The 26,315-nt window shown below is 70.8% G+C and carries 23 protein-coding genes; 15 read left to right on the forward strand and 8 right to left on the reverse strand.

Annotated features, from left to right (window positions below; all coding sequences use genetic code 11):
* Positions 1–375: 375 nt before the first annotated feature.
* The 4 genes from ACWD38_RS26035 (at position 376) to ACWD38_RS26050 (ending at position 4,047) form a co-directional block, all read left to right on the forward strand.
* Positions 376–2,124: a hypothetical protein gene (locus tag ACWD38_RS26035; protein WP_450125117.1), complete on the forward strand. Its 1,749-nt coding sequence runs from the start codon at positions 376–378 to the stop codon at positions 2,122–2,124.
* Positions 2,125–2,141: 17 nt separating this feature from the next.
* Complete coding sequence (locus ACWD38_RS26040) at positions 2,142–3,389, forward strand: YeeE/YedE family protein (protein WP_184481462.1); 1,248 nt, start codon at positions 2,142–2,144, stop codon at positions 3,387–3,389.
* Between the two features lie 185 nt (positions 3,390–3,574).
* Positions 3,575–3,778 (forward strand): hypothetical protein, encoded by a 204-nt coding sequence (locus ACWD38_RS26045; RefSeq protein WP_184481460.1) that lies wholly within the window; start codon positions 3,575–3,577, stop codon positions 3,776–3,778.
* A gap of 23 nt (positions 3,779–3,801) precedes the next feature.
* The gene (locus ACWD38_RS26050; protein ID WP_184481458.1) at positions 3,802–4,047 is read left to right on the forward strand and encodes a hypothetical protein; all 246 of its coding nucleotides are present in this window, start codon (positions 3,802–3,804) and stop codon (positions 4,045–4,047) included.
* Positions 4,048–4,178: 131 nt separating this feature from the next.
* Here ACWD38_RS26050 and ACWD38_RS26055 read toward each other — a convergent pair whose 3' ends face one another.
* Positions 4,179–4,670: a hypothetical protein gene (locus ACWD38_RS26055; RefSeq protein WP_343071529.1), complete on the reverse strand. Its 492-nt coding sequence runs from the start codon at positions 4,668–4,670 to the stop codon at positions 4,179–4,181.
* Positions 4,671–4,970: 300 nt separating this feature from the next.
* The gene (locus ACWD38_RS26060) at positions 4,971–5,537 is read right to left on the reverse strand and encodes a GNAT family N-acetyltransferase (RefSeq protein ID WP_184481456.1); all 567 of its coding nucleotides are present in this window, start codon (positions 5,535–5,537) and stop codon (positions 4,971–4,973) included.
* A 142-nt stretch (positions 5,538–5,679) separates the two neighbouring features.
* On the opposite strand from ACWD38_RS26060, the gene ACWD38_RS26065 reads away from it, so the two are divergent.
* Positions 5,680–6,909, forward strand: coding sequence for a winged helix-turn-helix domain-containing protein (locus tag ACWD38_RS26065; RefSeq protein ID WP_184481454.1), 1,230 nt, complete (start codon positions 5,680–5,682; stop codon positions 6,907–6,909).
* On the opposite strand, the gene ACWD38_RS26070 is transcribed toward ACWD38_RS26065, so the two are convergent.
* Positions 6,893–7,867, reverse strand: coding sequence for a DUF4097 family beta strand repeat-containing protein (locus ACWD38_RS26070; protein ID WP_184481452.1), 975 nt, complete (start codon positions 7,865–7,867; stop codon positions 6,893–6,895). The genes ACWD38_RS26065 and ACWD38_RS26070 overlap by 17 nt on opposite strands.
* Before the next feature lie 25 nt (positions 7,868–7,892).
* Positions 7,893–8,465 (reverse strand): toxin-antitoxin system HicB family antitoxin, encoded by a 573-nt coding sequence (locus ACWD38_RS26075; protein ID WP_184481450.1) that lies wholly within the window; start codon positions 8,463–8,465, stop codon positions 7,893–7,895.
* Positions 8,466–8,650: 185 nt separating this feature from the next.
* Between ACWD38_RS26075 and thyX the strand changes: the two genes are divergently transcribed.
* The 7 genes from thyX to ACWD38_RS26110 all read left to right on the forward strand — a co-directional run bounded on the left by thyX (position 8,651) and on the right by ACWD38_RS26110 (position 16,767).
* Complete coding sequence (gene thyX, locus ACWD38_RS26080) at positions 8,651–9,403, forward strand: FAD-dependent thymidylate synthase (protein ID WP_184481448.1); 753 nt, start codon at positions 8,651–8,653, stop codon at positions 9,401–9,403.
* A 71-nt stretch (positions 9,404–9,474) separates the two neighbouring features.
* On the forward strand, positions 9,475–10,917 hold the full coding sequence (locus ACWD38_RS26085) for a serine/threonine-protein kinase (protein ID WP_450125118.1): 1,443 nt from the start codon (positions 9,475–9,477) through the stop codon (positions 10,915–10,917).
* 88 nt (positions 10,918–11,005) lie between these two features.
* Positions 11,006–12,466 (forward strand): serine/threonine-protein kinase, encoded by a 1,461-nt coding sequence (locus ACWD38_RS26090; RefSeq protein ID WP_450125119.1) that lies wholly within the window; start codon positions 11,006–11,008, stop codon positions 12,464–12,466.
* 19 nt (positions 12,467–12,485) lie between these two features.
* Entirely contained in the window at positions 12,486–13,112 is a 627-nt protein-coding gene (locus tag ACWD38_RS26095; RefSeq protein WP_184481445.1) for a TIGR03085 family metal-binding protein, read from the forward strand.
* A 491-nt stretch (positions 13,113–13,603) separates the two neighbouring features.
* Complete coding sequence (gene dapA / locus ACWD38_RS26100; RefSeq protein WP_184481441.1) at positions 13,604–14,545, forward strand: 4-hydroxy-tetrahydrodipicolinate synthase; 942 nt, start codon at positions 13,604–13,606, stop codon at positions 14,543–14,545.
* Complete coding sequence (locus ACWD38_RS26105; RefSeq protein ID WP_281398351.1) at positions 14,542–16,266, forward strand: ribonuclease J; 1,725 nt, start codon at positions 14,542–14,544, stop codon at positions 16,264–16,266. The genes dapA and ACWD38_RS26105 overlap by 4 nt, the downstream gene beginning before the upstream one ends.
* A 156-nt stretch (positions 16,267–16,422) precedes the next feature.
* Positions 16,423–16,767 (forward strand): hypothetical protein, encoded by a 345-nt coding sequence (locus tag ACWD38_RS26110; protein ID WP_184481437.1) that lies wholly within the window; start codon positions 16,423–16,425, stop codon positions 16,765–16,767.
* A gap of 54 nt (positions 16,768–16,821) precedes the next feature.
* On the opposite strand, the gene ACWD38_RS26115 is transcribed toward ACWD38_RS26110, so the two are convergent.
* Positions 16,822–17,472: a hypothetical protein gene (locus ACWD38_RS26115; protein ID WP_184481435.1), complete on the reverse strand. Its 651-nt coding sequence runs from the start codon at positions 17,470–17,472 to the stop codon at positions 16,822–16,824.
* Between the two features lie 130 nt (positions 17,473–17,602).
* Between ACWD38_RS26115 and ACWD38_RS26120 the strand changes: the two genes are divergently transcribed.
* Positions 17,603–18,229: a TetR/AcrR family transcriptional regulator gene (locus ACWD38_RS26120; protein ID WP_450125120.1), complete on the forward strand. Its 627-nt coding sequence runs from the start codon at positions 17,603–17,605 to the stop codon at positions 18,227–18,229.
* 51 nt (positions 18,230–18,280) lie between these two features.
* Here ACWD38_RS26120 and ACWD38_RS26125 read toward each other — a convergent pair whose 3' ends face one another.
* From ACWD38_RS26125 to ACWD38_RS26135, 3 genes are all read right to left on the reverse strand, one after another.
* Positions 18,281–19,030: a DUF4190 domain-containing protein gene (locus tag ACWD38_RS26125; protein ID WP_450125121.1), complete on the reverse strand. Its 750-nt coding sequence runs from the start codon at positions 19,028–19,030 to the stop codon at positions 18,281–18,283.
* Positions 19,031–19,311: 281 nt separating this feature from the next.
* The gene (locus tag ACWD38_RS26130; RefSeq protein WP_450125122.1) at positions 19,312–20,901 is read right to left on the reverse strand and encodes an alpha/beta hydrolase; all 1,590 of its coding nucleotides are present in this window, start codon (positions 20,899–20,901) and stop codon (positions 19,312–19,314) included.
* 340 nt (positions 20,902–21,241) lie between these two features.
* Positions 21,242–22,096: a lysophospholipid acyltransferase family protein gene (locus ACWD38_RS26135; protein WP_450125123.1), complete on the reverse strand. Its 855-nt coding sequence runs from the start codon at positions 22,094–22,096 to the stop codon at positions 21,242–21,244.
* 124 nt (positions 22,097–22,220) lie between these two features.
* Between ACWD38_RS26135 and ACWD38_RS26140 the strand changes: the two genes are divergently transcribed.
* Positions 22,221–24,719: a DNA translocase FtsK gene (locus ACWD38_RS26140; RefSeq protein ID WP_450125124.1), complete on the forward strand. Its 2,499-nt coding sequence runs from the start codon at positions 22,221–22,223 to the stop codon at positions 24,717–24,719.
* A gap of 194 nt (positions 24,720–24,913) precedes the next feature.
* Positions 24,914–26,194: a sialidase family protein gene (locus ACWD38_RS26145; RefSeq protein ID WP_450125125.1), complete on the forward strand. Its 1,281-nt coding sequence runs from the start codon at positions 24,914–24,916 to the stop codon at positions 26,192–26,194.
* The last annotated feature ends 121 nt before the right edge of the window (positions 26,195–26,315 follow it).

Genomic DNA, 26,315 nt, shown 5'->3' on the forward strand with positions numbered 1-26,315 from the left:
GATCTGCGTAGCTGGTCGCTCTGCGGAACCTCAGCTGCTTCCTCGCTGCGGGATCTTTTTCCCGAGTGGCTCCGCCACGAGGGAAAAAGCTGTCCTCGCGAGGAAGCCGCTGAGAACCCGCGGGTGGTCACCTTGCTCTGGCTGGTCGCTGCTCAGCGGCTTCGCCACTGACAAGACAACTACCAAAAGATCATCCTGCAACGACCCCCGAAGTCCTCGGGCACCGGTGGGGAGCCGGTTCACCACCGCGCTTCCCACCGGTGCCCGCCCGGAACGTGCGTCGCAAGCCCGGCCCGCCGGCCCCGCCAGGGCGCGACACCTGATTTCCCCCGCTGCGCCGGGAAATTCTGCTGGAGTGAGGTTCTCTCGATGGACATGAGCGGTATGCATTCGGGCACCGGAGTGGCCGGGGTGGACGCCGCGGGGCTGCTGCTGCGCGTGCTGCTGCTCGGTGGGACCGCGGTGGCCGCCGGGCTCGGACTGCTGCGCCCCACGGTCCGCGTGACCGGCCGAGCCACGACGTGGACGGCCTGGGCCGCGGCCGCGGCGGGCGCTGCGGCGAGCCTGCTGTCGATCCCCGTTCTCGACGTCAACGGCACCGTCGCGGTGCTGCACGCCGTGCTGCTGCTGGCGCTGCCGATCGCGCTGCGGTGGCCCACCCCCGCCGCCTACCTGGGCTTCGCGCTCACCGTGCTCGTCGTGGTGGAAAGCGCCCTCGGGCACTCGCCCGCCGAGTTCTTCGTCACCACCGTCGTCACCGCGGCCGTCGTCACCTGGTTCGGGCTGACCGGCATCGGGCTCACCGTGCCCGCCGAACACCGGTCCGGAGGCGCACTGCGACCCGGACCGCTCGCACTGGCGCTGGCCGCCGTGCTCGTCGTGGCCGCCGCCGTGCAACTCGTGCTCACCGGCATCGCCGACCGGCGGCTGCTGACCGGATTCGGCGCGGTGCTGCTGCTCATCGTCGCGGCCGCCCTCGCCGTCGCCGTCCTTGCGGTGCTGCTGCGGCGCGGCGACCCGTGGCGGATCTACCGGTACGGCGCCGCCGCCGTCGCCGTGGCCTTCGTCGCGTGGACCGTGCTGCCCGGCATCCCGAAACCCGGTGAACTGCCGCAGCCGGGAGTGCCGCGACTCGCGCACGCGACCGTCGCCGACCAGGACGTGCCGGTGCTGATCACCCCGCACCGCCCCGGCCGCAACCTGGTGCACCTGCCCGAGAGCGTCACCGATGACATCACCGTCGAGGCTGGCGGCACCCCGGTGCGGGCGCAGCCCCGGCCCGGCACCTCCGGTACGTGGGCCGAAGTGGACCTGCCCGCCGGTCGCAGCGACGTCGAACTACGGCGCACCGGCGGTGACGAGCAGGGCAGCGTCGAAGTCGACACCGGCGACGGACCCGCCGTGCCCGGCTCCACCGGGCCGGACGGTCCGGAATGCGCCAGCGTCGCGCTCGCCGGGCTCGTCGCCGGGCAGCGCGCGCCGCTGGAATCCTGCCCCGCCGAGGCGCTCGCGGACGACGACGCCGAGGCGCTGCGCGAACTCGTCGGCTACATCCACCGCAACGGCGCACCCGGCATCACCGTGCTCGGCGACGACTCGCCGCGCTCCCGGCACGCGGCGGACGTCGTGCGCGAGGCGGCGGCGCAAGCCGGGCTGCCCACCGGCGACGCGCCGCACCCCGACCGCGCGCTGATCCTCGTGGGCGGCTGGACGCAGGCCGCCGAACACCTCGACTCGATCGCGGCATCGCAGAACGAGGCGCCGCTGCACCTCTACGGCGTGCACCTCGCGCCGTGGCTGATGCACAGCCCCGTCACGACGACCACCGCCAGCTCCGCCGCGCCGCTGCGCTTCGACCCCCGCGACTACCGCTCCCTCGAATACGGGATGGCGCTGTCCGAGGCGTTCGGCGGCGAACCGCCGTCGGTCGCCGGATTCGACACCTGGCTCGCCGCACGAGGCCAGGTCATCGACGACCCCGTCGTCGTCTACGCCTCCGCCAAGGTCGACGCGATGCAGATGAACATGCCGGGGATGAGTGGCGGAATGCACGGCTCCGAACCTGCCGGTCAGTGGGTTCCACGTGGCACCGTTGTTGCCGTCTCCGGCCCCCTGACCCCCTGAAATCAAGGAGAGACCGCATGTCCGCAGTGGACACGATCAGCGAACAGAGAACCCCGCCGCCGCCACCGCCCGCGGCCCCGCCCGCGCGGCCCGGCGTCGTCACCCTCGGCGTCCTGCTGGCCGTCGTCGTCGGCCTCGCCGTCGCCCACGAGGCGGGCTGGAAGCTCGCGGTGCTCTACGTCGTCGGCCTCGCCCTCGGCACCGTGCTGTTCCACTCCCGGTTCGGCTTCACCTCGGCGTGGCGGCAGCTCGTCGCCGTCGGACAAGGCCGGGCGCTGCGCGCGCACATGCTGATGCTCGCCGTGGCCTGCGCGCTGTTCGCGGTGATCCTCGGCGCGGGGCTCGGCCTGTCCGGCGCGCCCGAAGGCACCGTCGCACCCGCCGGGCTCGGCGTGATCCTCGGTTCGTTCCTGTTCGGCGTCGGCATGCAGGTCGGCGGCTCGTGCGCCTCCGGCACGCTGTTCGCCGTCGGCAGCGGCCAGACCGCGATCCTCTACACGCTCGGCGGGTTCATCGCCGGATCCGTGCTCAGCGCCTTCCTCGCCCCGTGGATCAGCGCGCTGCAGAAGACCGGGCCGACGGTGTCGTTCGCCGACACCCCGCTGGGATATCCGGGCGCGCTGCTGATCTCCCTGGTGATCATCGGTGCGGTGGTCGCCGTGTCGCTGTTCGTCGAGCGCCGCCGCACCCCGCCGCCGATCGACGCACCGCCCACCGCGCAGGGCCTGCTGCGGGTGCTGCGCGGCTCCTGGCCGCTGTGGGCCGGGGCGCTGCTGCTCGCCGGGCTCAACGCGCTGACCCTGTTCATCTCCGGCGGGCCCTGGGGCATCACCTCGGCGTTCGGGCTGTGGGGCGCGAAGTTCCTCGGCTGGATCGGCATCGACATCTCCGACGCCCCGTTCTGGGCCATTCCGGAGAACGCCGCGAAGCTCGACGCGTCCGTGCTCGCCGACAAGATCTCGGTGATGGACTTCGGGATCATGATCGGCGCGCTGATCGCCTCCGCGGCCGCGGGCGCGTTCGTGCTGCACCGCCGCATCCCGTGGCGGCTCGCCGTCGGCGCCGTGCTCGGCGGCGTCCTGATGGGCATCGGCGCCCGGCTCGCGGGCGGCTGCAACATCGGCGCCTACTTCTCCGGCATCGCCTCGTTCAGCCTGCACGGCTGGCTGTGGGGCGTGCTCGCCATCGCGGGCACCTACGCCGGGTTGCTGCTGCGCCCTCTGTTCGGCCTGGGGAACCCCAAACCCACCGACGCCGTCTGCTGAGGGCCCGCCGGTGCTCCGGCCGCTTCACCGCTCGGCGGTGCCACCGCTGAGACCGCGGCGGCCGGAGCGAACGGTGCGCGGCTGCGCAGCGCAGGTGGTGCCGAGAGCACCGCACCGCCTCGGATCGACCGGGGCGCCGGAGACTTCCCGCCGCTCGGCGGGTTGGAAGGAAGAAGGAGAACACCATGTCGAGAAGTGTCGCCAGGGCGACCGCCGCGGTCGTCACGAGTCTCGCCCTGCTCGGGCTCGGGGCCGGTGTCGCGCAGGCCGACCCGCCGTCCATCTGGATCATCCCGGGCGTCGACGCGGGCGGCCTGCTCAGCCCGACGGTCGGACTGCCCACCGCCGCCCTCAACCCCGTCGTCGGCCTGCTCGACGCGCTGAGCTGACCCTCCGGAAAGGAACCCTCACCATGAACGCCTCGTTGCGCCGCGGCCTCGCCGCCTCCGCACTCGTCGGCACCGCCCTGCTGGGCTCCGCCGCGACCGCCGTCGCCGCACCGCAGCCCGCCCCGGAAGAGGACGGCGTCGTGATCGTCGACCAGCCGGACACCGGGGACCTGCACAACAAGTGGACCTTCGCGCCGCTGGGCATCCCGGTGCTCGGGCTGCTCGATTCCGTCGCCGGGGTCCCCGGGAAGCTGCTGCCGCTGCCCTGACCTCGATGAGCACCGATCTCCCGTGCTGTAGTCGCCGCGGCGCACCGCGCGGGATCAGGAGCGGACGGTCGCCGCCGCACTGGACACGAACGCGTGGTCCAGGTGCGGCGGCGTCCGTGCGTTCCCGGTGGTCAGAGCCAGGCGATCATGATGCCGGGGGCGACGGCCAACGCGGCGAAACGCGCGAAGCGGCCCACCAGCCCCGTGATCAGGAAGGTGCTCACCGGTACCCGGGCCCAGCCGGCGATCACGCACGTCGCCAGGAACGGCGGCAGGCTCGCCGTCGCGCTGAGCAGCAGCACACCGCCCGCCCACACCGGGCGGGTCTGGCAGCTGAAGCGGAAGCGCTCCAGCCACGCGGCCCACCGGCCCGGGTGTCGTCCCGGATCGCTCTTGCGCTGCATGAAGCGCGGCAGCCGGATCAGGCCGCGGGCCGCGTAGTAGTACAGCAGCTTCCCGCCGATCTGGCCGACGGTCACGACCAGGGCCAGCAGCCACCACGGCAATTCCGGGCTCTTGACGACCAAGCCGACCACGAAGATCTCGACGCTGATCACCGGCACCAGCGCGGAGGCCACGGACATGCCGAAGGCGGTGGCGATCAATCCGATCGACGTCAGCACATGTCCACCCGAATGTCGGAGTGCGGTCCGCCACAGGCTAGCAACACCGCGGTGGCGCTACTCGGTGCACGGGTATTCAGTGCCGCGTTTTCCGCACCATTCTTCGAGCAGTTCCACTACGCAGCGAAAATCGTCGTGCCTCCCGGAGGCCGGGCCTTCGGGTTCAGCTCGATCGGTGCTCGCCGAGAAGTCGCGGCGGGCGGGTTGTGCATTTGCGCCGAGTTCGCGGTTTCGCGGCCGAAGGGATGAATTTCCGGTGAATGCGCGGATTCGAGATCGCCGTCGTACGCGGTGCCCGGATCATTCGTGGTGGTGCAAATGCAGGTCGAGCGGGCCGGAGAGCCGCAGCTCGCGCACCGGACGGCCGCCCGCGTCGAGGGTGCGCACCGTTCCGTCCGGGACCCAGCCCGCGTGTTCGAAGAAGGCTTGGGACACCGAATCGGCCTCCGGGATCCAGCTGATGCCGCGCGTCGCGCCGCCCTCGGTGAGGCGCTGCGCCATCGTCGCCAGCAGCCGCCCGCCGTGTCCGCGGCGGCCCCAACGGGGTTCGACGAGCACCGTGCTCACCAAGGCGACGGTCGCCAGGTCGGCCGGTGCGGCACCGTCCGCAGCCGCTGCTTCCTGCTCGGGAGCGGGGCCCGCCACGCAGAACCCGACGAGCCAGTCGCCTTCGGCGGCGACCAGCACCGTCGTCGGCCCGTCGCTGAGGGCCTCGGTCCACTGCTGAGCCGTCTCCGCTTCGTCCAGTCCGGCGAGCACCTCCGGCGGCAGCAGTTCCCCGTACGCGCTGCGCCAGGTCGCGAGCTGGATCCGGGCGATCTCGGGGGCGTCGGCGGGCGTCGCGGCCCGCACCTCGGCATCAGCCATGCGCGCCAACCTAGCGCCCGCGCTCCCTGGCACCCGGGGGCAGGGGATCACCGGGGCGCGCGACCGACCGGCGTGGCGCATCTGAGCAGGAAGATCGGTTCGGAGGTCCGGACTGTCAGTCCGGGATGGCACCATTTCGCGAATGCAGACCATGAGCGCCGCCGCGGCCCGGCGCACCGCGCTGGCGGCCCAAGGTTTCACCGATTCCCGGCCCACCGGGCAGGTGACCCGTCAACACCTGAACCGGGCGTTGAGCCGCACCAAACTGCTGCAGCTGGATTCGGTGAACGTCGCGGTCCGGGCGCACTACATGCCGCTGTTCAGCCGCCTCGGCGCTTATCCCGCTGCGCTGCTCGACGACGCGGCCTGGTCGTCGACCGCCGCCAAACCGCGGCTGTTCGTCGAGTACTGGGCGCACGAGGCGTCGCTGATCCCCGTGCGGGACTGGTCGCTGCTGCGGTGGCGGATGCGGATGTACGGCGGCTCCTGGCGCAGCCGGTCGCGCGAACTGCTGGAGAACTCGCCCGGCTTGGTCGATGACGTGCTCGCGGCCGTCAAAGACCTCGGCCCCGTCGGTGCGGGCACCTTGGAGCGGGAGATCGGTGGTGACGTCCGCCAAGGGCGCGGTCCATGGTGGAACCGCACCGACACCAAGCGAGTCTGCGAGCTCCTGTTCGCCATGGGCGAGCTCACCACCGGTACCCGCAAGGGGTTCGAACGGCTCTACGACCTGCCGGAACGGGTGCTGCCGTCCGACGTGCTCACCCACGACCCCGCCGAAGAGGACGCCGTTCGCGAACTGGTGCTGCGGTCCGCCGCGGCGCTCGGGGTGGCCACCGAGTCCGACCTCCGCGACTACTACCGGCTGAGCCCGTCGCAATCCCGGCGAGCCGTGGCAGAGCTCGTCGACGGCGGCGAACTCGAACCCGTTGCCGTGGCGGGCTGGCGGCAGCAGGCGTACCTGCACGCCGCGGCTCGCACGCCTCGACGCGTTCGCGGACGCGCCCTGCTGTGCCCGTTCGATCCGCTGATCTGGGAGCGGTCCCGCGCCGAGCGGTTGTTCGGCTTCCGCTACCGCATCGAGATCTACGTCCCGGAGCCCAAGCGGGAGTACGGCTACTACGTGTTCCCCTTCCTGCTCAACGGTGAACTGGTCGGCCGCGTCGACCTGAAGGCGGACCGGGCGGCGAAGGTGCTGCGGGTTCCCGGAGCCTTCGCCGAACCCGGCCAGGACCCCGCGGTGATCGCCCCGGAACTCGCCGACGCCCTCAGCGAGATGGCCGGTTGGCTGGGACTGGACGGGATCGTCATCGGATCGCGCGGCGACGATCGCCTCGTCGAAGCGCTGCGCGCCCTCACACGGCGGACGTGAGCAGCGCGTCCCCGCTGCCGCTGCGGCCGAAGATCCGCAACGCCGGTTCCGCGGCGGTGGCTTCCTCGGAGACCACGAGGTCGCTGTGCACGGCCCCGGTGGTGGACGTGAGGTCGACCTCCGCGTCGGTCCCGTGCCGCAGCGCGACCCGCAACCCGCCCGACCCGGTGATGAGCTCGATCTGGCCCGCCGCGGCGTCGGCGATGGCGACGTCACCGCTGCCCGAGCGCACCAGCACGTCCGATTCCACGGCGCCCAGCCACACCGAACCGCTCCCGGTCACCACCGAGGACGCTGCCCGCACGGACACGACCTCCACATCGCCGCTGCCGCTGCGCGCCTGCACCCCGGCGGCCATGTCGCCCAAGCGCAACGCCCCGGAGCCGGTGCGGGCGACCGCGTTGCCCGCGGCCTGCTCGACCGAGACCGCGCCGCCGCCGGACTGCACCTGCACCCGGCCCGCCGGTCCGGTCACCCGCACGTCGCCGCTCGCCGAGCGCAGCCCCAGCTGGGACTCCGCCGGTGCCCGGACGGTCACCGCCAACGGGACCGTGCGCAGCGGCACCGTGCTCGGAGTTCGCACCGTGAGCCGGTTGCCGGTCATGTCGATGCGGGTCTGGCGCACCGCCTCGGCCATCGGTTCGCGCAGTCCGCGCTCGCCGAAGGCGCGTTCACCGAGACCGCCGCGCTGCGCCGCATCACCGAACTGATCGCTGACCCAGCTCAGCAGGCCGGTGAGCCCGCTGCGCCAATCGGTGCCGCCCGCCGCGGAATCGTGGCGCACCTCGACGTGCGTGACGTCCGTCGTCGCCAGCTCCACCGTGATCGACCCGATGCTGTTGCCGATGTCGACCTCGATGGGAGCCGCGGTGTCGAAGTCCTGCGTCCGCACCAGATCGTTCGGTTCCCGACCGGCGGACTCCTCGGAATTCGGTCCGCCCGTGCCGTTGCCGCTCATCGCCTCGTCCGCCTTCCCGTCGCGCTCAGCCGTGCACCCAGCCGTGGAGCCGTGAACCGGGGCCGTCGTCCGGCCCGTCCGGACGCCAGCGGCCGGAGCCGGGCGGGCCTCCCCAACCCGGACCGCGCCCGGGGCGGTGGTCCCACGGGCCGCGCGGTCGGCCGCCGTGCAGTGCGCCCTGCACGGCCTGCGCCACCCAGGTGTTGAGCGAGACGCCTTGCGTCGACGCCGCCTGCTCGGCCTGCCCCTTGATCTCGTCGAGCAGGCGCAGGGTGATCCGGCTGATGTCGCCGCCGTCGGCACCGGGCGGCGGAGTGGGTGGTCGTTCCTCCTCGGCCGCGGTCGAGCGCGCGGTGCCGCCGCCGCTGACGACGACGCGGACATCGCGGCCGTCCAGCCGGACGTCGACCACCTGGCCGTCCAGGTGCGTCGTCACTTCCGCGGCGAGGTCGGAGAGCGCGTTCATGATCGCGAGCCGGGTGGCGGGCTCGATCGCGGCCGACAGCGCGGCGGCGGTCTGCCGGGTCTGCTCGTCGCCCGCCGACGCGGCGGAGCCGAGGTCTTCCCGGAGCTGGGCGATGTAAGGGCTGAGGTCCATGACGCCACTATGGCGTCGCCGGTGACGTCGCGCAAGGACACGATGGTGTCAGCGGGTCGTCATCGGTGCGGCCGTGGCGGTCGGGCCTGGGCGTCGGGGTGGCCGGTTACGCTCGAAGCCGCCGGCGCCCGGCCGCGGGCGTGCGGCAGGACATCCGCACTCCGACCGAGAAGGGTCCGCGCACCGTGACCGACATCGTGCCGCCGAAGGTCCAGCTGATCGGCAAGACCGAGTTCTTCCCGCCGGCCGACGTGGAGTGGTCCACCGACGCGGACGGCGGCCAGGCGCTCGCGGAGTTCGCCGGCCGGGCCTGCTACCAGTCCTGGCACAAGCCGAACCCGGCGACGGCGACCAACGCCGGCTACCTCCGGCACATCATGGAGGTCGGCCACCTCTCGGTGCTGGAGCACGGCTCGGTCACCTTCTACCTGACCGGCATGTCGCGGTCGCTGACCCACGAGCTGATCCGGCACCGGCACTTCTCCTACTCGCAGCTGTCCCAGCGCTACGTGCCGGAACGCGACGCCGCGGTGGTCGAGCCCGACGTGATCGCCGAGGACCCGGAGCTGCACGAGAAGTTCGTGCGCGCCACCGAGGCCAGCGTCGCCGCCTACACCGAGCTGCTAGACGCGCTGCAGGAGAAGTTCGCGGACGAGCCGAAGGCCACCCTGCGCCGCAAGCAGGCGCGGCAGGCCGCGCGCGCGGTGCTGCCCAACGCCACCGAGACCCGCATCGTCGTCAGCGGGAACTACCGCGCGTGGCGGCACTTCGTGGCGATGCGCGCCAGCGAGCACGCGGACGTCGAGATCCGCTCGCTCGCCGTGGAGTGCCTGCGGCAGCTGCAGAAGACCGCGCCGAACGTGTTCGGCGACTTCGAGATCACCGCCCTCAAGGACGGTTCCGAGGTCGCTTCCAGCCCCTTCGTCAGCGAAGGCTGACGGGAACCGCGCCCGACCCTCTTTCGTCCGATGGGATGAACGTTTCAGGACGAAGTGGGGGAGGGGCGGGCGTGGTGGAACGGACGGATGCGCTGACGCGCACGATCGGGCGCCGCTACCAGGTGACCGGTGAGCTCGGTCGCGGCGGCATGGGCATCGTCTGGCGGGCCTGGGACCAGGTGATCGGCCGCGAGGTCGCGATCAAGCAGCTGCACGTCCCGGACGGGGTGCCGCCCGCGGAGCGGGCCGTGTTCGAGGAACGGGTGCTGCGGGAGGCGCGGGCCGCGGGCCGGCTCAGCGACCCGGCGGTGGTCACGGTGTTCGACGTGCTCAGCGAAGCGGGCGGCACGTTCATCGTGATGGAGCTGGTGCTGGCGGGCACGCTCACCGAGGTCGTCGGCGAACGCGGTCCGATGCCCCCGGAACAGGTCCTGGACCTGGCCCGGCGGTTGCTGTCCGCGTTGGAGGCCGCGCACGCGGCGGGGATCGTGCACCGGGACGTGAAGCCGAGCAACATCATGATCTCGGGCAGCGGGGTGAAGCTGGCCGACTTCGGGATCGCGCAGACCCTGGACGACACGCGGTTGACCACCAGCGGCAGCATCATCGGCTCGCCGTCGTTCATGGCCCCGGAACGCATCCAGGGCGCGGACGCGACACCCGCCAGCGACCTGTGGTCGCTGGGCGCGACGTTGTTCTTCGCCGCCGAGGGGTGGTTGCCGTTCGACCGGCAGACCACGGCGGCGACGCTGCACGCGGTGCTCAACGAGACGCCCCGGATGACTCGGACCCAGGGCCCGCTCGGGTCGCTGATCATGGGTTTGCTCATCGCCGACCCGCGTGCCCGCTTCACCTCCGCGCAGGCCCGCGCGCTGCTGGCCGCCGGACCCGGTCCGGCGGCGACGGCGCAGGTCCCGGCAGGTACGGCCCCGGTGCGGTCGTCCGCTCGCGCCGGGGGATTCGGCCGGGGGCCGCTGATCGCGGCGGCGGTGGTGCTGTTCGCGGCCGGTCTGCTGCTCGGCCGGTTCGCGCTGGTCCCCGGCGTCCCGGAAGCGGAGGAGGCGACGCTGAGCTACGGGCCGGGCGGTGACCTGGAGACCTTCGCGCCGGACAAGTCGGACCCGTGCGCGGTAGGCACGCCGAGTTCCGGTTCGACCGTGCCGGAGCAGGAGATCCGCCGGTGCTCGGAGCCGCACGACCTGGAGATCTACGCGTCGGGAGATCCGTTCGGCAGCGGCTCCACCCACGACATCGCCTACCCGGGGGAGGCGGAGCTGGCCCGGTTCGGCGAAGGGATGTGCGCCGCGTACTTCGCCTCGGACAAGATCGTCCTGCCGGGCAAGGACGCCGCGCTGCGCTACGGCGCGCTGGTGCCCTCGGAGCGCTCCTGGGAGCTCAAGCGGCAGACCGCGACGGACGACGACAGCGACTCCGACGACGGCGCGCAGGCCGTGCACTGCTACCTGCGCACCGCGGACGGAATGCGGTTGACGACCTCGCTCGCCACGGGGTGAGGGGGTCCGGCGGAATCAGCGAACGGGGACCGCGGCACTACTCACCGTGACATGATCGTCGCTCCGCGATCGCAGGGAGGGGTGTGCGGTGCAGGAGCGCAAGGATGCGGGAATGCGCCTCGCCGGAGGTCGCTACGAGGTGACCGGGGAGCTGGGGCGCGGCGGCATGGGCGTCGTCTGGCGCGCCCGCGACGCCAGGATCAACCGGGACGTCGCGATCAAGCAGCTCCACGTGCCGGAAGGCGTCCCGGAGGCGGAACGGCGGGTGCTCGACGAGCGCCTCATGCGGGAGGTGCAGGTCGCGGGCAGGCTCAGCGATCCCGGGGTGGTCACGGTGCACGACGTGTTCGCCGAGAACGGCGCCACGTTCATCGTGATGGAACTGGTGGACCCCGTCACGCTCAGCGACGTCGTGGGGCCGCAGCGGCCGATGCCCCCGGCCCAGGTGGCGGACCTCGCCTTGCGGTTGCTGTCCGCGTTGGAGGCGGCGCACGCGGCGGGGATCGTGCACCGGGACGTGAAGCCGAGCAACATCATGATCTCGGGCAGCGGCGGGGTGAAGCTGGCCGATTTCGGGATCGCGCAGACCGTCGACGATCCGCGCCTGACCACGACCGGCGCGCTCATCGGCTCCCCGGCGTTCATGGCTCCGGAACGCATCCAGGGCGCGGATGCGACACCCGCGAGCGACCTGTGGTCGCTGGGCGCGACGTTGTTCTTCGCTCTGGAGGGGTGGTTGCCGTTCGACCGGCAGACCACGGCGGCGACGCTGCACGCGGTGCTCAACGAGACGCCCCGGATGTCCCGGGACCACGGGGCGGTCGGCGAGCTGGTCGCGGGCCTGCTCACCACCGATCCCCGCGCCCGGCTCAGCTCGATCCAGGCCCGCGCGCTGCTGTCCGATCCGCACCGCGCGGAACCGGGGCGCGCGGCGACGTCCGGATCGCGGCGGTGGTGGCTGGTCGGGGCGGTGCCCGCCGCGGTGCTCCTGTTCGTCGCGGGCCTGCTGCTCGGCAGGAACCTGCCGGTCGCCGGTGATCCAGGTGGGCCCCAGGCCGCGCCCGGGGCCAATCCGCTCGTCGCGGGCCCCCAGCAGCCGACGCTGACCTACGGTCCGGGCGGTGACGTGGAGCCGTTCGACCTGGGCGAGGACAACCCGTGCGCGGACACCGCGCTGGAGCCGGGCGACCGCGTCGCGCAGGATCGGTTCCGGCCGTGCGATTCCGCGCACGACGTGGAGATCTACGCCAGCGGGGACGTGTTCGGCGGGCGGTCGACCAGCGACGTCAGCTACCCCGGGCAGCGCGAACTGGCGCGGTTCGCCGAAGGCATGTGCGGCGCGCACTTCGCCACCGACAAGATCGACCACCCGGACAAGGAACGGACGTTGCGCTACGGCGCGGTGATCCCCACCGCGCAGGCGTGGGAAGCCAAGCGGCGGACGTCGCTCGACGGCGACAGCGCCAACGACGAGGGATCGCAGATCGTGCACTGCTACGTGCGCAGCGCCGACGGCACGCCGCTGACGACACCGGTCGCCGCCGACTGAACCCCGGTAAGGTGAGCGCATGGGTGTGGCCAATGACGAGCGCCGTGAACTGTGCGACCTGTTCGACCGGGTCGGGCCGGACGCGCCGACGCTGTGCGGTGAGTGGAAGACCAAGGACCTCGCGGTGCACCTGGTGCTGCGCGAACGGCGCCCCGACGCGCTGGCGGGCAAGTTCGTCAAGGCGCTGGCCGAGCGCGGCGACAAGGTGGAGCAGGGTCTGCGCGAGCAGCCCTGGCCGGAACTGATCGCCACCGTGCGCGAAGGCGCGCCGAAGTGGAACCCGCTGGCCATCGGCGCCGTGGACGAGACGGTCAACACCGCCGAGTTCTTCGTGCACCACGAGGACGTGCGGCGGGCGCAGCCGGGATGGCAGCCGCGGCCGTCCGAGCCGGAGCGCGAAGAGGCGCTGTGGAAATCGTTGTCCCGGGTGGCGAAGGTCTTCTACGGCCGCAGCCCCGTCGGCGTGGTGCTGCGCCGTCCGGACGGCACCGAGATCGCCGCGAAGCGCGGCCCGCGCACGGTGCGCATCAGCGGTGAACCGAGCGAACTGCTGCTGCACGCGTTCAGCCGCCGCCAGGTGCGCGTCGACATCGACGGGAACGAAGCAGACGTGCTCGCAGTGGAAGACCTGCGCCGCTCGTTCTGACCTGCCTGTCTTTGGCTTGGCTTGAGTAGTGGGTCGGGTAGCGGAACCTCAGCGGCTTCCTCGCTGCGGGATCTTTTTTCCAAGTGGCTCCGCCACGAGGGAAAAAGCCGTCCTCGCGAGGAAGCCGCAGAGAACCCGCGGGTGGTTCTGTTGCTCAGGCTGATCACCGCTCAGCGGCTTCGCCGCTGACAGGACAACGGCCACCAACGCCGCTCGTCTGGAACGATGAATCAGCGAGCCGCTCTCCGACGGGATCGCTGCGCGGTGGCAGGCACTACCTTCGGTCGTACGGCAGGTTTCGCTCCACTGGCTCGATTTCGGTTCGTGTCGCGGAAATCCGGTTGTCGTCGCGCTGATCTGCGGGAACATGAACGGCATTCAGGGTTTCGGGCCGCGAGGTTTCCGCGATCTTCGGTGCTGGGGCGCGGTGCCGCCCGGCGCCGTCGATGCGGCGCGCTGACCAGTGGACTCACAAGGTAGCGTCAAGGGCTATGACCGTCTGTCCCACCGCCACTGAAGGTCGGCCGTTCGGCCGGGTCCTGACCGCCATGGTGACGCCGTTCGACGCGGACGGGAAGCTCGACCTGGCGCTGGCTCAGGAGCTCGCGACCTACCTCGTCGATCACGTCGGAAACGACGGCCTGGTCGTCAACGGCACGACGGGTGAAAGCCCCACGACCAGTGATGACGAGAAAGAGCAGTTGCTGCGCGCCGTCGTCGAAGCGGTAGGGGACCGCGCGACGGTGGTCGCCGGAGCGGGCACGAACAACACCGCGCACTCCGTGGAGTTGGCCCGCACCGCGGAAAAGGCCGGCGCGCACGGGCTGCTCGTGGTGACCCCGTACTACTCGCGCCCCCCGCAGGAGGGGCTGCTGTCGCACTTCACGACGGTGGCCGACGCGACCGAGCTGCCGGTGATGCTCTACGACATCCCGCCCCGCTCGGTGGTGCCCATCCACACCGACACGCTCAAGCGGCTCGCGGAACACCCGCAGATCAAGGCCGTGAAGGACTCCAAGCACGACCTGTGGGCGGGCAGCGAGGTGCTGTCCAACAGCGACTTGGCCTACTACTCCGGCGAGGACCCGCTGAACCTGCCGTGGTTGTCGGTGGGCGCGGTCGGCTTCGTCAGCGTGATCGGGCACGTCGTCGGCGATCGGCTGCGCAAGATGCTCGACGCCTACGAAGCGGGCGACATCGCCACCGCCAGGGACGTGCACGTCGGCCTGATGCCGGTCTACCGGTCGATGAACTTCGTGGGTGGTGTGATCTTCTCGAAGACGGCGCTGCGGTTGTGCGGTTATGAGACCGGGCATCCCCGGCTGCCGTTGCCGCAGGCCACCGATGAGCAGGTGCGGGTGATCACCAGCGATCTGTGGGACGCCGGTCTGGTCCTGGTCAATCCCGATGCCGCAGCAGAGGTGCACCGTTGAGCGCTCGCGCAACATCTTCCGAAAACCACCCCGTGACGCCGACCGCGTCGGCGCCGCCACCGGCCCTGCCCGAGGGCGGGCTGCGGGTGACCGCGCTCGGCGGCATCGGCGAAGTCGGCCGCAACATGACCGTGTTCGAGCACGAGGGCAAGCTGCTCATCGTCGACTGCGGGGTGCTGTTCCCGGAGGACGACTCGCCCGGTGTCGACCTGATCCTGCCTGACTTCGGGGCGATCGAGAACCGGCTGGACGACGTCGAGGCCGTGGTGCTCACGCACGGCCACGAGGACCACATCGGCGCGGTGCCGTTCCTGCTGCGGCTGCGCCCGGACCTGCCGGTCGTCGGCTCGAAGTTCACGCTGGCGCTGCTGGCGGCGAAGTGCAAGGAACACCGCCAGGACCCGGTGCTGATCGAGGTCGCCGAGGGCCAGCACAGCAAGCACGGCGTGTTCGACCTGGAGTTCTTCGCGGTCAACCACTCGATCCCGGACGCGCTGGCGGTCGCGATCCGCACGTCCGCGGGCGTGGTGCTGCACACCGGTGACATCAAGCTGGACCAGCTGCCGCTGGACGGCAGGCTCACCGACCTGGCCGGGTTCTCCCGCCTGGGCGACGAGGGCGTGGACCTGTTCCTGGTGGACTCCACGAACGCCGAGGTGCCCGGTTTCGTGACGCCGGAGCGCGAGATCGGTCCCGTGCTGGACCGGGTGATCGGCAAGGCGACGCAACGGCTGATCGTGGCTTGCTTCGCCAGCCACGTGCACCGCGTGCAGCAGGTGCTGGACGTGGCCGAGACGCACGGCCGCAAGGTCTGCTTCGTGGGCCGCTCGATGGTGCGCAACATGGGCATCGCCAACGACCTGGGCATCCTGCGGGTGCCGCCGGGCCTGCTGGTGGAGCTGGACGAGGCGCTGGCGATGCCGGAGCACCTGGTGCTGTTCGTGTCGACGGGGTCGCAGGGCGAACCGCTCTCGGCGCTGTCCCGGATGGCGCGCGGCGAGCACAAGCAGATCCGGATCCGCGCCGGCGACACGGTGGTGCTGGCGAGCTCGCTGATCCCCGGCAACGAGACCGCGGTGTTCGGTGTGGTCAACGGCCTGGTCCGGCTCGGCGCGGACGTGGTGCACCAGGGCGGGGCGAAGGTCCACGTCTCCGGGCACGCCTCCGCCGGTGAGCTGCTGTACCTGTACAACGCGGTGCGCCCGAGCAACGTGATGCCGGTGCACGGCGAGTGGCGCCACCTGCGCGCGAACGCCGAACTGGCCCGGCTCACCGGCGTCGCCGCCGAGCGGGTGGTGATCGCCGAGGACGGCGTGGTGGTCGACCTCGTCGACGGGATCGCGAAGGTCACCGGTCGCGTCGAGGTCGGGCACGTCTACGTCGACGGCCTGTCCGTCGGTGACGTCGGCGAGTCGACGCTGTCGGACCGGCTGGTGCTGGGCGAGGGCGGCTTCATCTCGATCACCGTGGCGGTCGAGGCCGCGACGGGCCGGGCGGTGTCGAGCCCGACGATCTCCGGCCGCGGTTTCTCCGACGACCCGAAGGCGCTGGACGACGTGGTGCCGCTGGTGGAGATGGAGCTGGCGCGCACCGAATCGGAAGGCATCGCCGACACGCACCGCATCGCGCAGGCCGTGCGCCGCGTGGTCGGCAAGTGGGTCGCGGACAAGTACCGCCGCCGCCCCATGATCGTCCCGAACGTGCTCCCGGTGAGCTCCTGACCTCTCGCCGCGGTCGGAAATCCGGTGCGCACACCGGATTTCCGGCGCGGCGTCGGAGGATATCCCCACGCGGAAGCGAGGAGCCTCCACCGGACTCTTCGGCGTCGTAGCGTTTCCGCATCCCGATCGGGAGATGTGGAAGGGGCACGACACACGATGAAGCGATTCACCACAGCGGCGGTCTTCGCGACGGCTGCGCTGCTGGCGGCACCCGCCTCGGCGCTGGCCGCGCCGGCACCGGCGGTGCAGATCCAGGGCGACGTGCCGCCGGACCAGACCGCTCCGGGCGGTGACGCGCCACCGGACCAGACGGTGCCGGGCAGCGGCGTTCCGGCGGACCAGACCGCTTCGCGGGTGGGCGTCCTGGGTGACGACAAGGGCGACGACAAGGGCGACGGCTGCGACCCGAGCACGTCCAAGCCGCCGTGCGACGACGGTGGCAACAAGCCCACCGCGGTGGCCGCGTTGCAGGGCGACGAATCGATTCCCGCGGCGCGCTGACCCGAGTCGGCGAGCCCGACGCCCCGAGCCGAGTTCCGGCTCGGGGCATGCGCGTCAGTTCCCCGCGGCGTCGAGCAACCAGTGGTAGCGCATTCGCAGCGCTCGTTCCGTGCTGGCCAGTGCCGCGCCGATGGTGAGGGCGGTGTTGAGCCACAGCGGCAGGTGCAGGGGCGACTCGAAGATCCCGATGTTCGCCGCGATGGGAGGGATCCGGGAGATCGGCTCCGCGATCTGGATGGCGAGCAGGATCACTCCGATGACCAGCAGCACCACCGAGACGAAACCGACCGCGCCGCTCACGACCGGATGGTTGCGTTCGAGGCGGGCGCGGCGTCCTTCTGCGGACTTCGGATCCGGGGTGAGCTGGTGTTCGGTGCCCGACGCGGTCACGTAGTGGCAGCGCTTGAGCCCGACCTGGCTCGTCGCGACCTCGATGGTGCCGCCGTCGACGGGGAAGGCGGCGGGGACCTTGGACACCGCGTGGTGCCTGCCGTCGCGGAACAGGTGCGCCTTGACCTCGCCGTTGCTGTCGCCCATGTGCCGGACCTCGACCGTGTACACCGTGCGGTGCCCGTCGTGGTGATCGAGCGTGAGGTGCAACAGCGCCCGGCTGAACTGCTGCCACCAGCGGAACGGCTTCAACGGCCGCCCGTCGCCGCTCTTCACGCGTCGCAACGCCCGATCTCGCCGCCACTGCTCGAACATGCCCGCCCCTTCGCCGAATCCCCCGGAAAGTCTCTAACACGCTGTACTAGCGCGATGGACGCCAAGCTAGCACAGCGTGTTAGAAAAGCGCTATCACGGTGTGCTAGTACTGTGCGGAGTGGAGGTGGGCATGGACGACTCGGACGAGCCGGCGTTGAGCACCCGGCACCGGATCCTGGTGGCCGCGGCGACGATGATCGGTGAGGATGCGTCGGCGCGGTTGAGCGTCCGCGCGGTCGCGGCGCGGGCCGGGGTGAGCACGGGCTCGCTGCGCTACCACTTCCCGACCCAGCGAGCCCTCCAGGACGCCGTGCTCGCCGGCATCTACGACATGGTGGCCACCGGCGACGCGATCCACGACCGGTCGCTACCTGCACGGGACCGGCTGGTCGCCTGCCTCCGCGAAGTGCTCGCACCCGCCGGAGTGGGGCAGGAGGCGCGCGCGGCCTTCGGGAAGCTCCACGAGGGATTCATCGCGCCGGAGCCGACCGAGGAGATCAAGGCCGTCTACCTAGGCATGGAACGCGAGGGCCAACGCCGCACCGAGCACTGGCTGTCCGTCCTCGTGGACGAAGGCGCGCTCGCCGCCGGCGACAACGCGCGGCGCGCGAGGTTCCTGATGACGGTGGTCAACGGCCTCTCGCTGGAGCGCGCGCTGCCCGCCGAGGACTCGCTGCTGACCGCCGAGACGAACACCCTGTACCTGGCCGTCGACGCCGTCCTGGCGAGCGCCGGGGCTGGTGCAGGGGGCGGGTGAACGGCCCGTTCGTCCGATCCGGTCGGGCGAACGAGCCGTTCACCTCGACGGTCAGAACGGGCCGTGGAAGTAGACGGTGTCGGTGGCGAAGAAGTTCGGCTGCACCGAGATCCGAAGTTCCCCGGAGTCCGAGGTGATCTGGAATCCCCTGGTGATGGTGAGGGTTCCGCCCGGCGGGATCTGGGCGTTGGCGAAGATGTCGTCCGAGTAGACCGGCTGGGTGGCGCGTCCGTCGTGGGTGGCGGTGATGTCCCAGGTGACCGGGTTGATCTCATCGCCGGTGCCGTTGGTGATGGTCAGGTCGACCTCGACCGCGCGGGCTCCGGAAGGCAGTTCGTAAGGGTTGGACTTCTTGAACTTCCGCGGTTCGGAGACCTGCACGGATTCGCCGCCCTTCCAGGTGTGCGTCTGACCGAAGCCGAGCTCGATCGGGGCATCCGAGGCGTCCGCGGAATCTCCGCCCGGAACGGGGCTGTGCTGGGCTTCGACGCCGAGCGATTCGGATTGCTTCGCTGCCTCGTTCGCGGCGGTGCCGACGATGCCGACCCAGGCGACGCAGATCAGGAGTCCGATTCCGGCGAGCACGGTGCCGGTGATCGCCATGCCCTGGTTGTTCGCCTCGCCGTTGCGCGCGCGGATGATGCCGATGACGCCGAAGACGAGGCCGAGGATGCCCAGCGGCCAGGCGATCACGCCGATGAACGGGATGAACGAGAACAGCAGGGCGAGCAGACCGAGGACGAATCCGGCGGTGCCGAGACCGTTCTTCGGCGTCGTCGGCGGCGGGACCACTGCGGACATGGGTGTTTCCTTCCGGCAGGACGTGGGAATCGCGGGCAACCGCAAGATCGTTCCAACGGGAGGACGTCCTGTCCGCGTTTTCCTGCCGGACCACACGTAGGGGTGGATTCAGTGGATCGCTGGTGCGGAATCTGCTAAATGCGGTCTGCGAGATCTCGGGAATGCCCGCTCTGCGCGAGCCTGCGGGGTTTCCACATCCGCCGGTCGCCGCTCGCCGCACCGGGCGTTGAACGCGAACGAGGGCCGCACCGGTGTTCGGTGCGGCCCTCGTGCTCGTGCGGTCAGCGCCAGTGGCGCAGGGCGTCCTGGAGCACCTTCGGCTGCTCGGTGCGCTTCGGCCCGATGGTCGCGGCGCCCTCCGGGGTCGGCTGGGGGAGGGGTTCGCAGGTGACGTCCGGGCCGTCACCGGGCTTGCGCTGGGGCAGGGCACCGGTGGTCAGGTAGTCGGCGATGCGGTCGTCGACGCAGCCGTTGCCGGACAGCGAACCGGAGTGCGTCGTGCCGCCGGGCAGGCTGATCAGGCTCGCGCCGGGGAGCCGCTTGCGGGCCTCGATCGCGCCGGGGAACGGGGTCGCCGCGTCCAGCTCCTCGCTGATCAGCAAGGCTCCCTCGACGTCGCCGCCGTCGACGTTCACCGGCTCACCCGCCTTCGCCGGCCAGTTCAGGCAGGAGGCGTTGTACCAGGCGTTCGCCCAGGTCTCGAACGGTGCTTTCGCGTGCGTGACCCAGTTGTCGGCGCGCCAGCGGCCCCACTGCTGCGGCCACTGCACGTCGGTGCACTGGACGGCGTTGTAGACGGCGAAACCGTTGTCGTCGCCGGGCGTGTTCGACGCGTCGTAGATCTCCACCAGCGGCTGCCAGTCACCGTGGTGCACCCAGCCCGCGAACGCCTTCGCGCGCTTGTCCCACCCGGTCTGGCCGTAGCCCGCGGACAGGAACAGGTCCGTCCACTCCGACGAGCCGATCTCGCCGCCCGCGGGTTGCGCGTCGAGCTTCGCGCGCTGCTCGTAGTAGAGCCGCTCGACCTGCGCCCCGGTGGTGCCCAGGTGGTACACCGAGTCGTAGCGGGCGACCCAATCGAAGAAGATCTTGATGTTGCGGTCGAACGCGACGTCCTGGTTCAGGTTCGCGTCGTACCAGACGTCCTCGACGTTGACGACGCCGTCCATGACGACCCGGCGCAGCCGCTCCGGGTGCAGCGTGCCGTACACCTGCCCGAGGTAGGTGCCGTAGGAGAAGCCGTAGTAGTTCAGCTTCTCCTGGCCGAGCGCTTTGCGGATGCTCTCCATGTCCTCGACGGAATCCGTCGTCTTCATGTGGTCCAGCAGCGCCCCGCCCGTCCTGCCGCACGCCTCCGCATAACCGGAAGTGCGGGACAGCCACTCCTGCTCCTTCTCCGGAGTGGTGGGGAGGTAATCGGGGCGGTCGTGGGCGAAGTAGTTCGGATCGCACGACAACGCGGGTTTGCTCGAACCGACACCGCGCGGATCGAAACCGACCCAGTCGTAGGCGGCGCCCGCGCCGTGCGGAACCGATTCGCCCAATGTCGCCAGGTACAGGCCGGAACCGCCGGGACCACCCGGGTTGAGCAGCATCGCGCCCTGGTACTGATCCTCGGGCACGGTGTGCTTCACCTGCGACACGGCGAGTGAGATCTTCTCCCCGTCCGGATTCGCGTAGTCCAGCGGAACTTCGAGCATTCCGCATTCGGCGCCCGCCTCCTGCAAGGACTCGTCCTCGCAAGGGCCCCAGGAAATCGGGGCGGGTTCGAAGGGGGCCGGGGCGGTCGGGGCGGCGGAACTCGCCGGTGCGAACAGCAGGCTGGCGGCCAGCAAGCCGGTCGCCGCTGTCGCGGTCGCTGTTTTCTGCACTTCATTCCTCGATGTCCGGTTCGGCGCCCGCTGCGGGTGCCGATCGGCTCAGTCTGCTCAGGGCGTCCGCATTCCACCAGGTGTTTCGCGAATCCGCACGATTGCGCGCATTCCCAGTTGAACGGTATTGGTGACCCAGCACGTCCGGCCGGTCGCGGAAGGTGAGTAGAAACGCGGCCCCGCCGCGCCGGATGAGTCGGATACGGTCCCGGCTGATCAGGAACGCGCGTACGTGCTGCCGGGCGGAATGGTTCCTGGGGGTCGCCCCCGAGCGTTGTCGCGTGAGCGCGGCTGAATCGCGGCGACGCTCATTTTTCCCGGACTGGGGAATCTCCGGCTCTCAAGGGCGCCAAGGGCTGCGCTTGTCGGTGACCTTGCGGGTCGGGTCCTCGTGCCGCGGGACGTCCGGCTCGTCCGCGCGCAGCGGAGCCAGGCCCGCCGTGATCGCGCGCATGATCCGGTCCCTGGCGCGCGCGGCGTCACCGGCGCGGTCCGAGGACAGATCGCTCAAGTCGACCGGATCGCCGAAGTGCACCTTCAGCACCGGGCGCCGCCGGATGGCCGCGAGCCACGATCCGAGCAGCACCCGCACGTCACCGAAGTTCCCGACGCGCAGCATTCCGTAGCACATGGCCTCGTGCGCGCCCCACTGGCTGATCGGGATCACCGGTGCGCGCGAGGCCAGCGCCATCCGGGCCACGCCGGTCTTGCCGCGCTCCGGCCACAGGCCCGGTTCCAAGCTGATCCGGCCCTCCGGGTACACCAGCACCGGGCGGTGATCCTCCTCCAGCGCGCCCACCACGTGGTCCAGCGCCTGCGCCGCGTTCGCCTTGCCGCGGTCGGCGCGCACGTGGTGGCAGTGGCGCAGCATCGACCCGATCACCGGGGCGTCGAACAGGCCGCCGGTGGCGAGGAAGCGCAGCGCCAGCCGCCGACGGCCGCACGCCGCCATCACGACCAGCGCGTCGACGTTGCCGATGTGGTTCGAGGCCAGCAGCAGCGGCCTGCCGCGCAACTCGTCCGGCACGTCACCGGTCACCTCCAGGCGACCCGTGAGCAGGATCAGCGCGCGGTCCACCCGCAGCAGCACCCGCCACAGCAGCGGCGCCTCCCGGAACAACCGGGTGCGGGACCGCTGGGACGCCTGCGGGCTGCGGCGTGTCGGCTCTGCTGGATCTACGGGCTGGGCGACCATGACGAGTGAGGATCGCACAAGGGCGGAATCGGTGGACCCAGGACGTGGAAAACCAGGGCCCGACACCCCGGTGGCCGCTGTGCCACCTGTGACGGGAGGGGCCGGTCAAGATACCGTAAGTCCCATGGCGGGCCGGACCACGAGCGGCGCCCAGCGCAAGAACCAGTCCCAACCCGGTTCGAAGAGCAGGGCCCAGAGCTCAACACGCAGCTCAGGCGGCACGAAGAGCAACGGCGGTGCCGCGAAAAGCCGCAAGACCACCTCCAGCGGTGGCTCTTCCCGCGGCTCCACGCACGCGCCGCGCCGCACCCCGGCGAAGAAGCCCACCGCGCAGCGCGGCCAGCCCCGGTCGGGCGGAGTGCTGCGCCGCGCCAAGGACATCGACCCCGCGCACGGGCGCACCGGGCTCGCGATCATCGCGCTCGCCGCGGCCGTGATCACCGCGGCCGGCATCTGGTGGCACGCGGGCGGGCCCGTCGGGCAGTGGCTCGACTGGGGGCTGCGGTTCGTCATCGGCAACGCGGTGCTGGTGCTGCCGATCGTCGTCGCCGGGGTCGCGGTGTTCTTCGCCAGCACCGACAACAACCCCGAAGCCCGGCCGCGAGTGGTGCTCGGCTCGGTGTTGCTCGGCTGGAGCGCGCTGGGCGTGCTGCACATCGGCTCCGGCGCGCCGAGCGGCTGGCAGGAGTGGCCCGCCGCGGGCGGCGTGCTCGGCTTCATCGCGGGCGGGCCGCTGGCGCAGGGACTGACCGGCTGGGTCGCGGTGCCCGTGCTGGTGCTCGTGGCGCTGTTCGGGCTGATGCTGCTCACCGACACGACGCTCGCCACCGTGCGCAACCACCTGCTCGGCAAGCCCGTCGAAGACGGCGAACCCGCCACCGAGGAAGTCGCGCCCGAGACGGTGAAGCTGCGCCGCCCGTCGCGGCGCCGCCAGGCCTCGACGCCCGTGGAGGAGCCCGCAGCCAAGAGCGGTGGCAAGTCCAAGGGCGACCAGCTCTCCCTCGACGACGTGCCCGAAGAGGCCCCCACCAAGCCCCGCGGGAAGGCGAAGCCCGCGGCGGCCGAGGTGCCCGCCGCCGACACGGCCGACGAACCCGCCGACACCGGCAAGCTCACCATCAGCCGCGCCGTTGAAGGTGACTACAAGCTGCCGCCGCTGGACGTGCTCACCGGCGGGGACGCGCCGAAGACGCGCAGCAAGGCCAACGACTCCATGATCGAGGCGATCACCGCGGTCCTGGAGCAGTTCAAGGTGGACGCGGAGGTCACCGGCTTCGTCCGGGGGCCGACCGTCACCCGCTACGAGATCGAACTCGGGCCCGGCGTGAAGGTCGAGAAGATCACCGCGCTGACCAAGAACATCGCCTACGCCGCCGCCACCGACAACGTGCGGCTGCTCGCGCCGATCCCCGGCAAGTCCGCGGTGGGCATCGAAGTGCCCAACAGCGACCGCGAAATGGTGCGCCTGGGCGACGTGCTGCGCTCCACCACCGCCTCCGGTGACGAGCACCCGCTGGTGATGGGGCTGGGCAAGGACATCGAAGGCCACATGGTCACCGCGAACCTGGCGAAGATGCCGCACCTGCTGTGCGCGGGTTCGACCGGTTCCGGTAAGTCCAGCTTCGTGAACTCGATGCTGGTGTCGCTGCTGGCGCGGGCCACGCCGCAAGAGGTCCGGATGATCCTGATCGACCCCAAGATGGTCGAGCTCACCCCGTACGAGGGCATCCCGCACCTGATCACGCCCATCATCACCCAGCCGAAGAAGGCCGCCGCCGCGCTGGGCTGGCTGGTGGACGAGATGGAACAGCGCTACCAGGACATGCAGGCCAACCGGGTGCGCCACATCGACGACTTCAACACCAAGGTCCGCTCCGGCGAGATCACCGCACCGCCCGGCAGCGAACGCGAATACCGGCCGTACCCGTACATCCTGGCCATCGTCGACGAGCTCGCGGATCTGATGATGACCGCGCCGCGTGACGTGGAGGACGCGATCGTGCGGATCACGCAGAAGGCCCGCGCCGCCGGAATCCACCTGGTGCTGGCCACCCAGCGGCCCTCGGTGGACGTCGTCACCGGCCTGATCAAGACGAACGTGCCGTCGCGGCTCGCGTTCGCCACGTCCTCGCTCACCGACTCGCGGGTCATCCTCGACCAGCCGGGCGCCGAGAAGCTGATCGGCATGGGCGACGCGCTGTACCTGCCGATGGGAGCCGGACGGCCGCAGCGCGTGCAGGGCTCCTTCGTCAGCGACGAAGAGATCCACCGCGTCGTTTCCTACACCAAGGAGCAGGCCGAACCGGACTACACCGACGGCGTCACCGCGGCCAAAGCGGGCGAGAAGAAGGAAGTCGACTCCGACATCGGCGACGACCTCGACGTGCTGCTGCAGGCCACCGAGCTCGTCGTCACCAGCCAGTTCGGCTCCACGTCGATGCTGCAGCGGAAGCTGCGCGTCGGGTTCGCCAAAGCGGGCAGGCTCATGGACCTGCTCGAATCGCGCGGCGTCGTCGGTCCTTCCGAGGGGTCGAAGGCGCGCGACGTGCTGGTGAAACCGGATGAGTTGGAAAACGCTCTGTATTCGATTCGTGGCGGTCCGCCACCGGATTCCGAAGAGTGATCGACGGCCCCGCCTGATCAGGCGGGGCCGTTGCCGTATTTACCGGTGATTTTCGTCGCGGCAATGACTTCGGCGCGTATTCTTCACGACTGCGACACCGCCACTCGGGGGAGTGGTGGAAATGTGCCACGAGGGTTCACGGACTGATCATCGCGAGATATATTCTGCGCCGCTCCTCGACCGAAAGGTTCGCGATGAACGGCAAGAAAGCACGAGCCGGTGCCGCCACCGCGCTGTCGGTGCTGCTGCTCACCGGCTGGTACCAGGCCGCGGCCTGGGCCGAGCCGCCGGCCGGTGACATGACACCGATGGACATCTCGAAGGGCGAGATGTTCCGGCAAGGCGGCAGCAGCTACCCGCGCCTGGTCCGGCTCGAGAACAGCGGTACCGCCAACGGGCGTGTCATGGCCAGCATGACCACCTACGTGGACAACGCCGGACGTGCGGTGATCTACGAGAGCACCGACGACGGCAAGTCCTTCCAGCCGGTCGGCGAGATCCGCGACCCGGCGGGCGAGGACACCAAGGGCATGTGCTGCTCCACCCTCTACGAACTGCCGCGGCAGGTCGGCGACATGCCCGCGGGCACCCTGCTGTGGGCGGGCACCGCCGGCGTCGGCGCCGATGAGGAGACCCGGACCAGCAGCGTCCGGTTGTGGCGCAGCGACGACCAAGGGCGAACCTGGTCGTACCTGTCCGACGTGGTCTCGAAGCCGCCGGGACCAGGAATCTGGGAGCCGGAATTCACCGTCTCCGAACAAGGTGACCTGGTCGCGTTCTACTCCGACGACATGGATCCGAACCACGATCAGAAAATGGTTCAGATCCGCTCCAAGGACGGCATCACCTGGACCGACGAGCGCGATGCGATCAAGCAGGACGAATTCCGGGTGCGCCCCGGGATGGCCGGTGTCCGCCAATTGCCGGACGGCACCTATGTGATGACCTACGAAATGTGCAACTTCGACCCGGTGCACACGTGCACGGTGTGGATGCGCGAATCCGAGGACGGCTGGGACTGGGGCGACCCCCGCGACCCGGGCACCGAAATCGTCTCGGACACCGGCGGGCAGCCGCTGGGCACCCCGACGATCACCTGGGCGCCCGGTGACGACCCCAACGGCAGGCTCGTGCTCGCATACCAGATGCTCGCGGGCGACGAAGGCGGCTGGGCGCCCGGCAACGGCAAGACCCTGATGGTCAACGACCACCCGTCGGACCTCTCCAGCGGCTGGCGCGAGATCGACGCCCCCGTGCACATCGAGCACAACCAGGGCAGCACCTGCCGCGGCTTCAGCCCGTCGGTGGTGCCGACCGAGGACGGCGAGTCGCTGATCCACGTGGTCACGGACTTCGAGAAGTACATCGGCGGGCCCTGCGAGGCCTACTTCGGCACCGGGGCCATCGACGGCTCCGGCGACGCGGCCACAACGAACACCGAACGCACCCCGCTCGACCCTCGGCCGGGGCGGTAAGGGCTCTTTTTGCTTGGGTGTCCGGGTAGCGGAACCTCAGCGTTCTTCTCGCTGCGGGATCTTTTTCCCAAGTGGCTCCGCCACGAGGGAAAAAGCTGTCCTCGCGAGAAGAACGCTGAGA

The organism is Saccharopolyspora sp. NPDC002578, from assembly GCF_053592695.1.

Bases quoted from the DNA above. Each gene is read 5' to 3' on its own strand.
- ACWD38_RS26035 (WP_450125117.1), top strand. From the start codon at position 376: ATGAGCGGTATGCATTCGGGCACCGGAGTGGCCGGGGTGGACGCCGCG.
- ACWD38_RS26135 (WP_450125123.1), bottom strand. From the start codon at position 22,096: ATGGTCGCCCAGCCCGTAGATCCAGCAGAGCCGACACGCCGCAGCCCG.
- ACWD38_RS26050 (WP_184481458.1), top strand. From the start codon at position 3,802: ATGAACGCCTCGTTGCGCCGCGGCCTCGCCGCCTCCGCACTCGTCGGC.
- ACWD38_RS26070 (WP_184481452.1), bottom strand. From the start codon at position 7,867: ATGAGCGGCAACGGCACGGGCGGACCGAATTCCGAGGAGTCCGCCGGT.
- dapA (WP_184481441.1), top strand. From the start codon at position 13,604: ATGACCGTCTGTCCCACCGCCACTGAAGGTCGGCCGTTCGGCCGGGTC.
- ACWD38_RS26110 (WP_184481437.1), top strand. From the start codon at position 16,423: ATGAAGCGATTCACCACAGCGGCGGTCTTCGCGACGGCTGCGCTGCTG.
- ACWD38_RS26115 (WP_184481435.1), bottom strand. From the start codon at position 17,472: ATGTTCGAGCAGTGGCGGCGAGATCGGGCGTTGCGACGCGTGAAGAGC.
- ACWD38_RS26060 (WP_184481456.1), bottom strand. From the start codon at position 5,537: ATGGCTGATGCCGAGGTGCGGGCCGCGACGCCCGCCGACGCCCCCGAG.
- ACWD38_RS26095 (WP_184481445.1), top strand. From the start codon at position 12,486: ATGGGTGTGGCCAATGACGAGCGCCGTGAACTGTGCGACCTGTTCGAC.
- ACWD38_RS26145 (WP_450125125.1), top strand. From the start codon at position 24,914: ATGAACGGCAAGAAAGCACGAGCCGGTGCCGCCACCGCGCTGTCGGTG.
- ACWD38_RS26045 (WP_184481460.1), top strand. From the start codon at position 3,575: ATGTCGAGAAGTGTCGCCAGGGCGACCGCCGCGGTCGTCACGAGTCTC.
- ACWD38_RS26125 (WP_450125121.1), bottom strand. From the start codon at position 19,030: ATGTCCGCAGTGGTCCCGCCGCCGACGACGCCGAAGAACGGTCTCGGC.
- ACWD38_RS26140 (WP_450125124.1), top strand. From the start codon at position 22,221: ATGGCGGGCCGGACCACGAGCGGCGCCCAGCGCAAGAACCAGTCCCAA.
- ACWD38_RS26120 (WP_450125120.1), top strand. From the start codon at position 17,603: ATGGACGACTCGGACGAGCCGGCGTTGAGCACCCGGCACCGGATCCTG.
- ACWD38_RS26040 (WP_184481462.1), top strand. From the start codon at position 2,142: ATGTCCGCAGTGGACACGATCAGCGAACAGAGAACCCCGCCGCCGCCA.
- ACWD38_RS26065 (WP_184481454.1), top strand. From the start codon at position 5,680: ATGCAGACCATGAGCGCCGCCGCGGCCCGGCGCACCGCGCTGGCGGCC.
- ACWD38_RS26075 (WP_184481450.1), bottom strand. From the start codon at position 8,465: ATGGACCTCAGCCCTTACATCGCCCAGCTCCGGGAAGACCTCGGCTCC.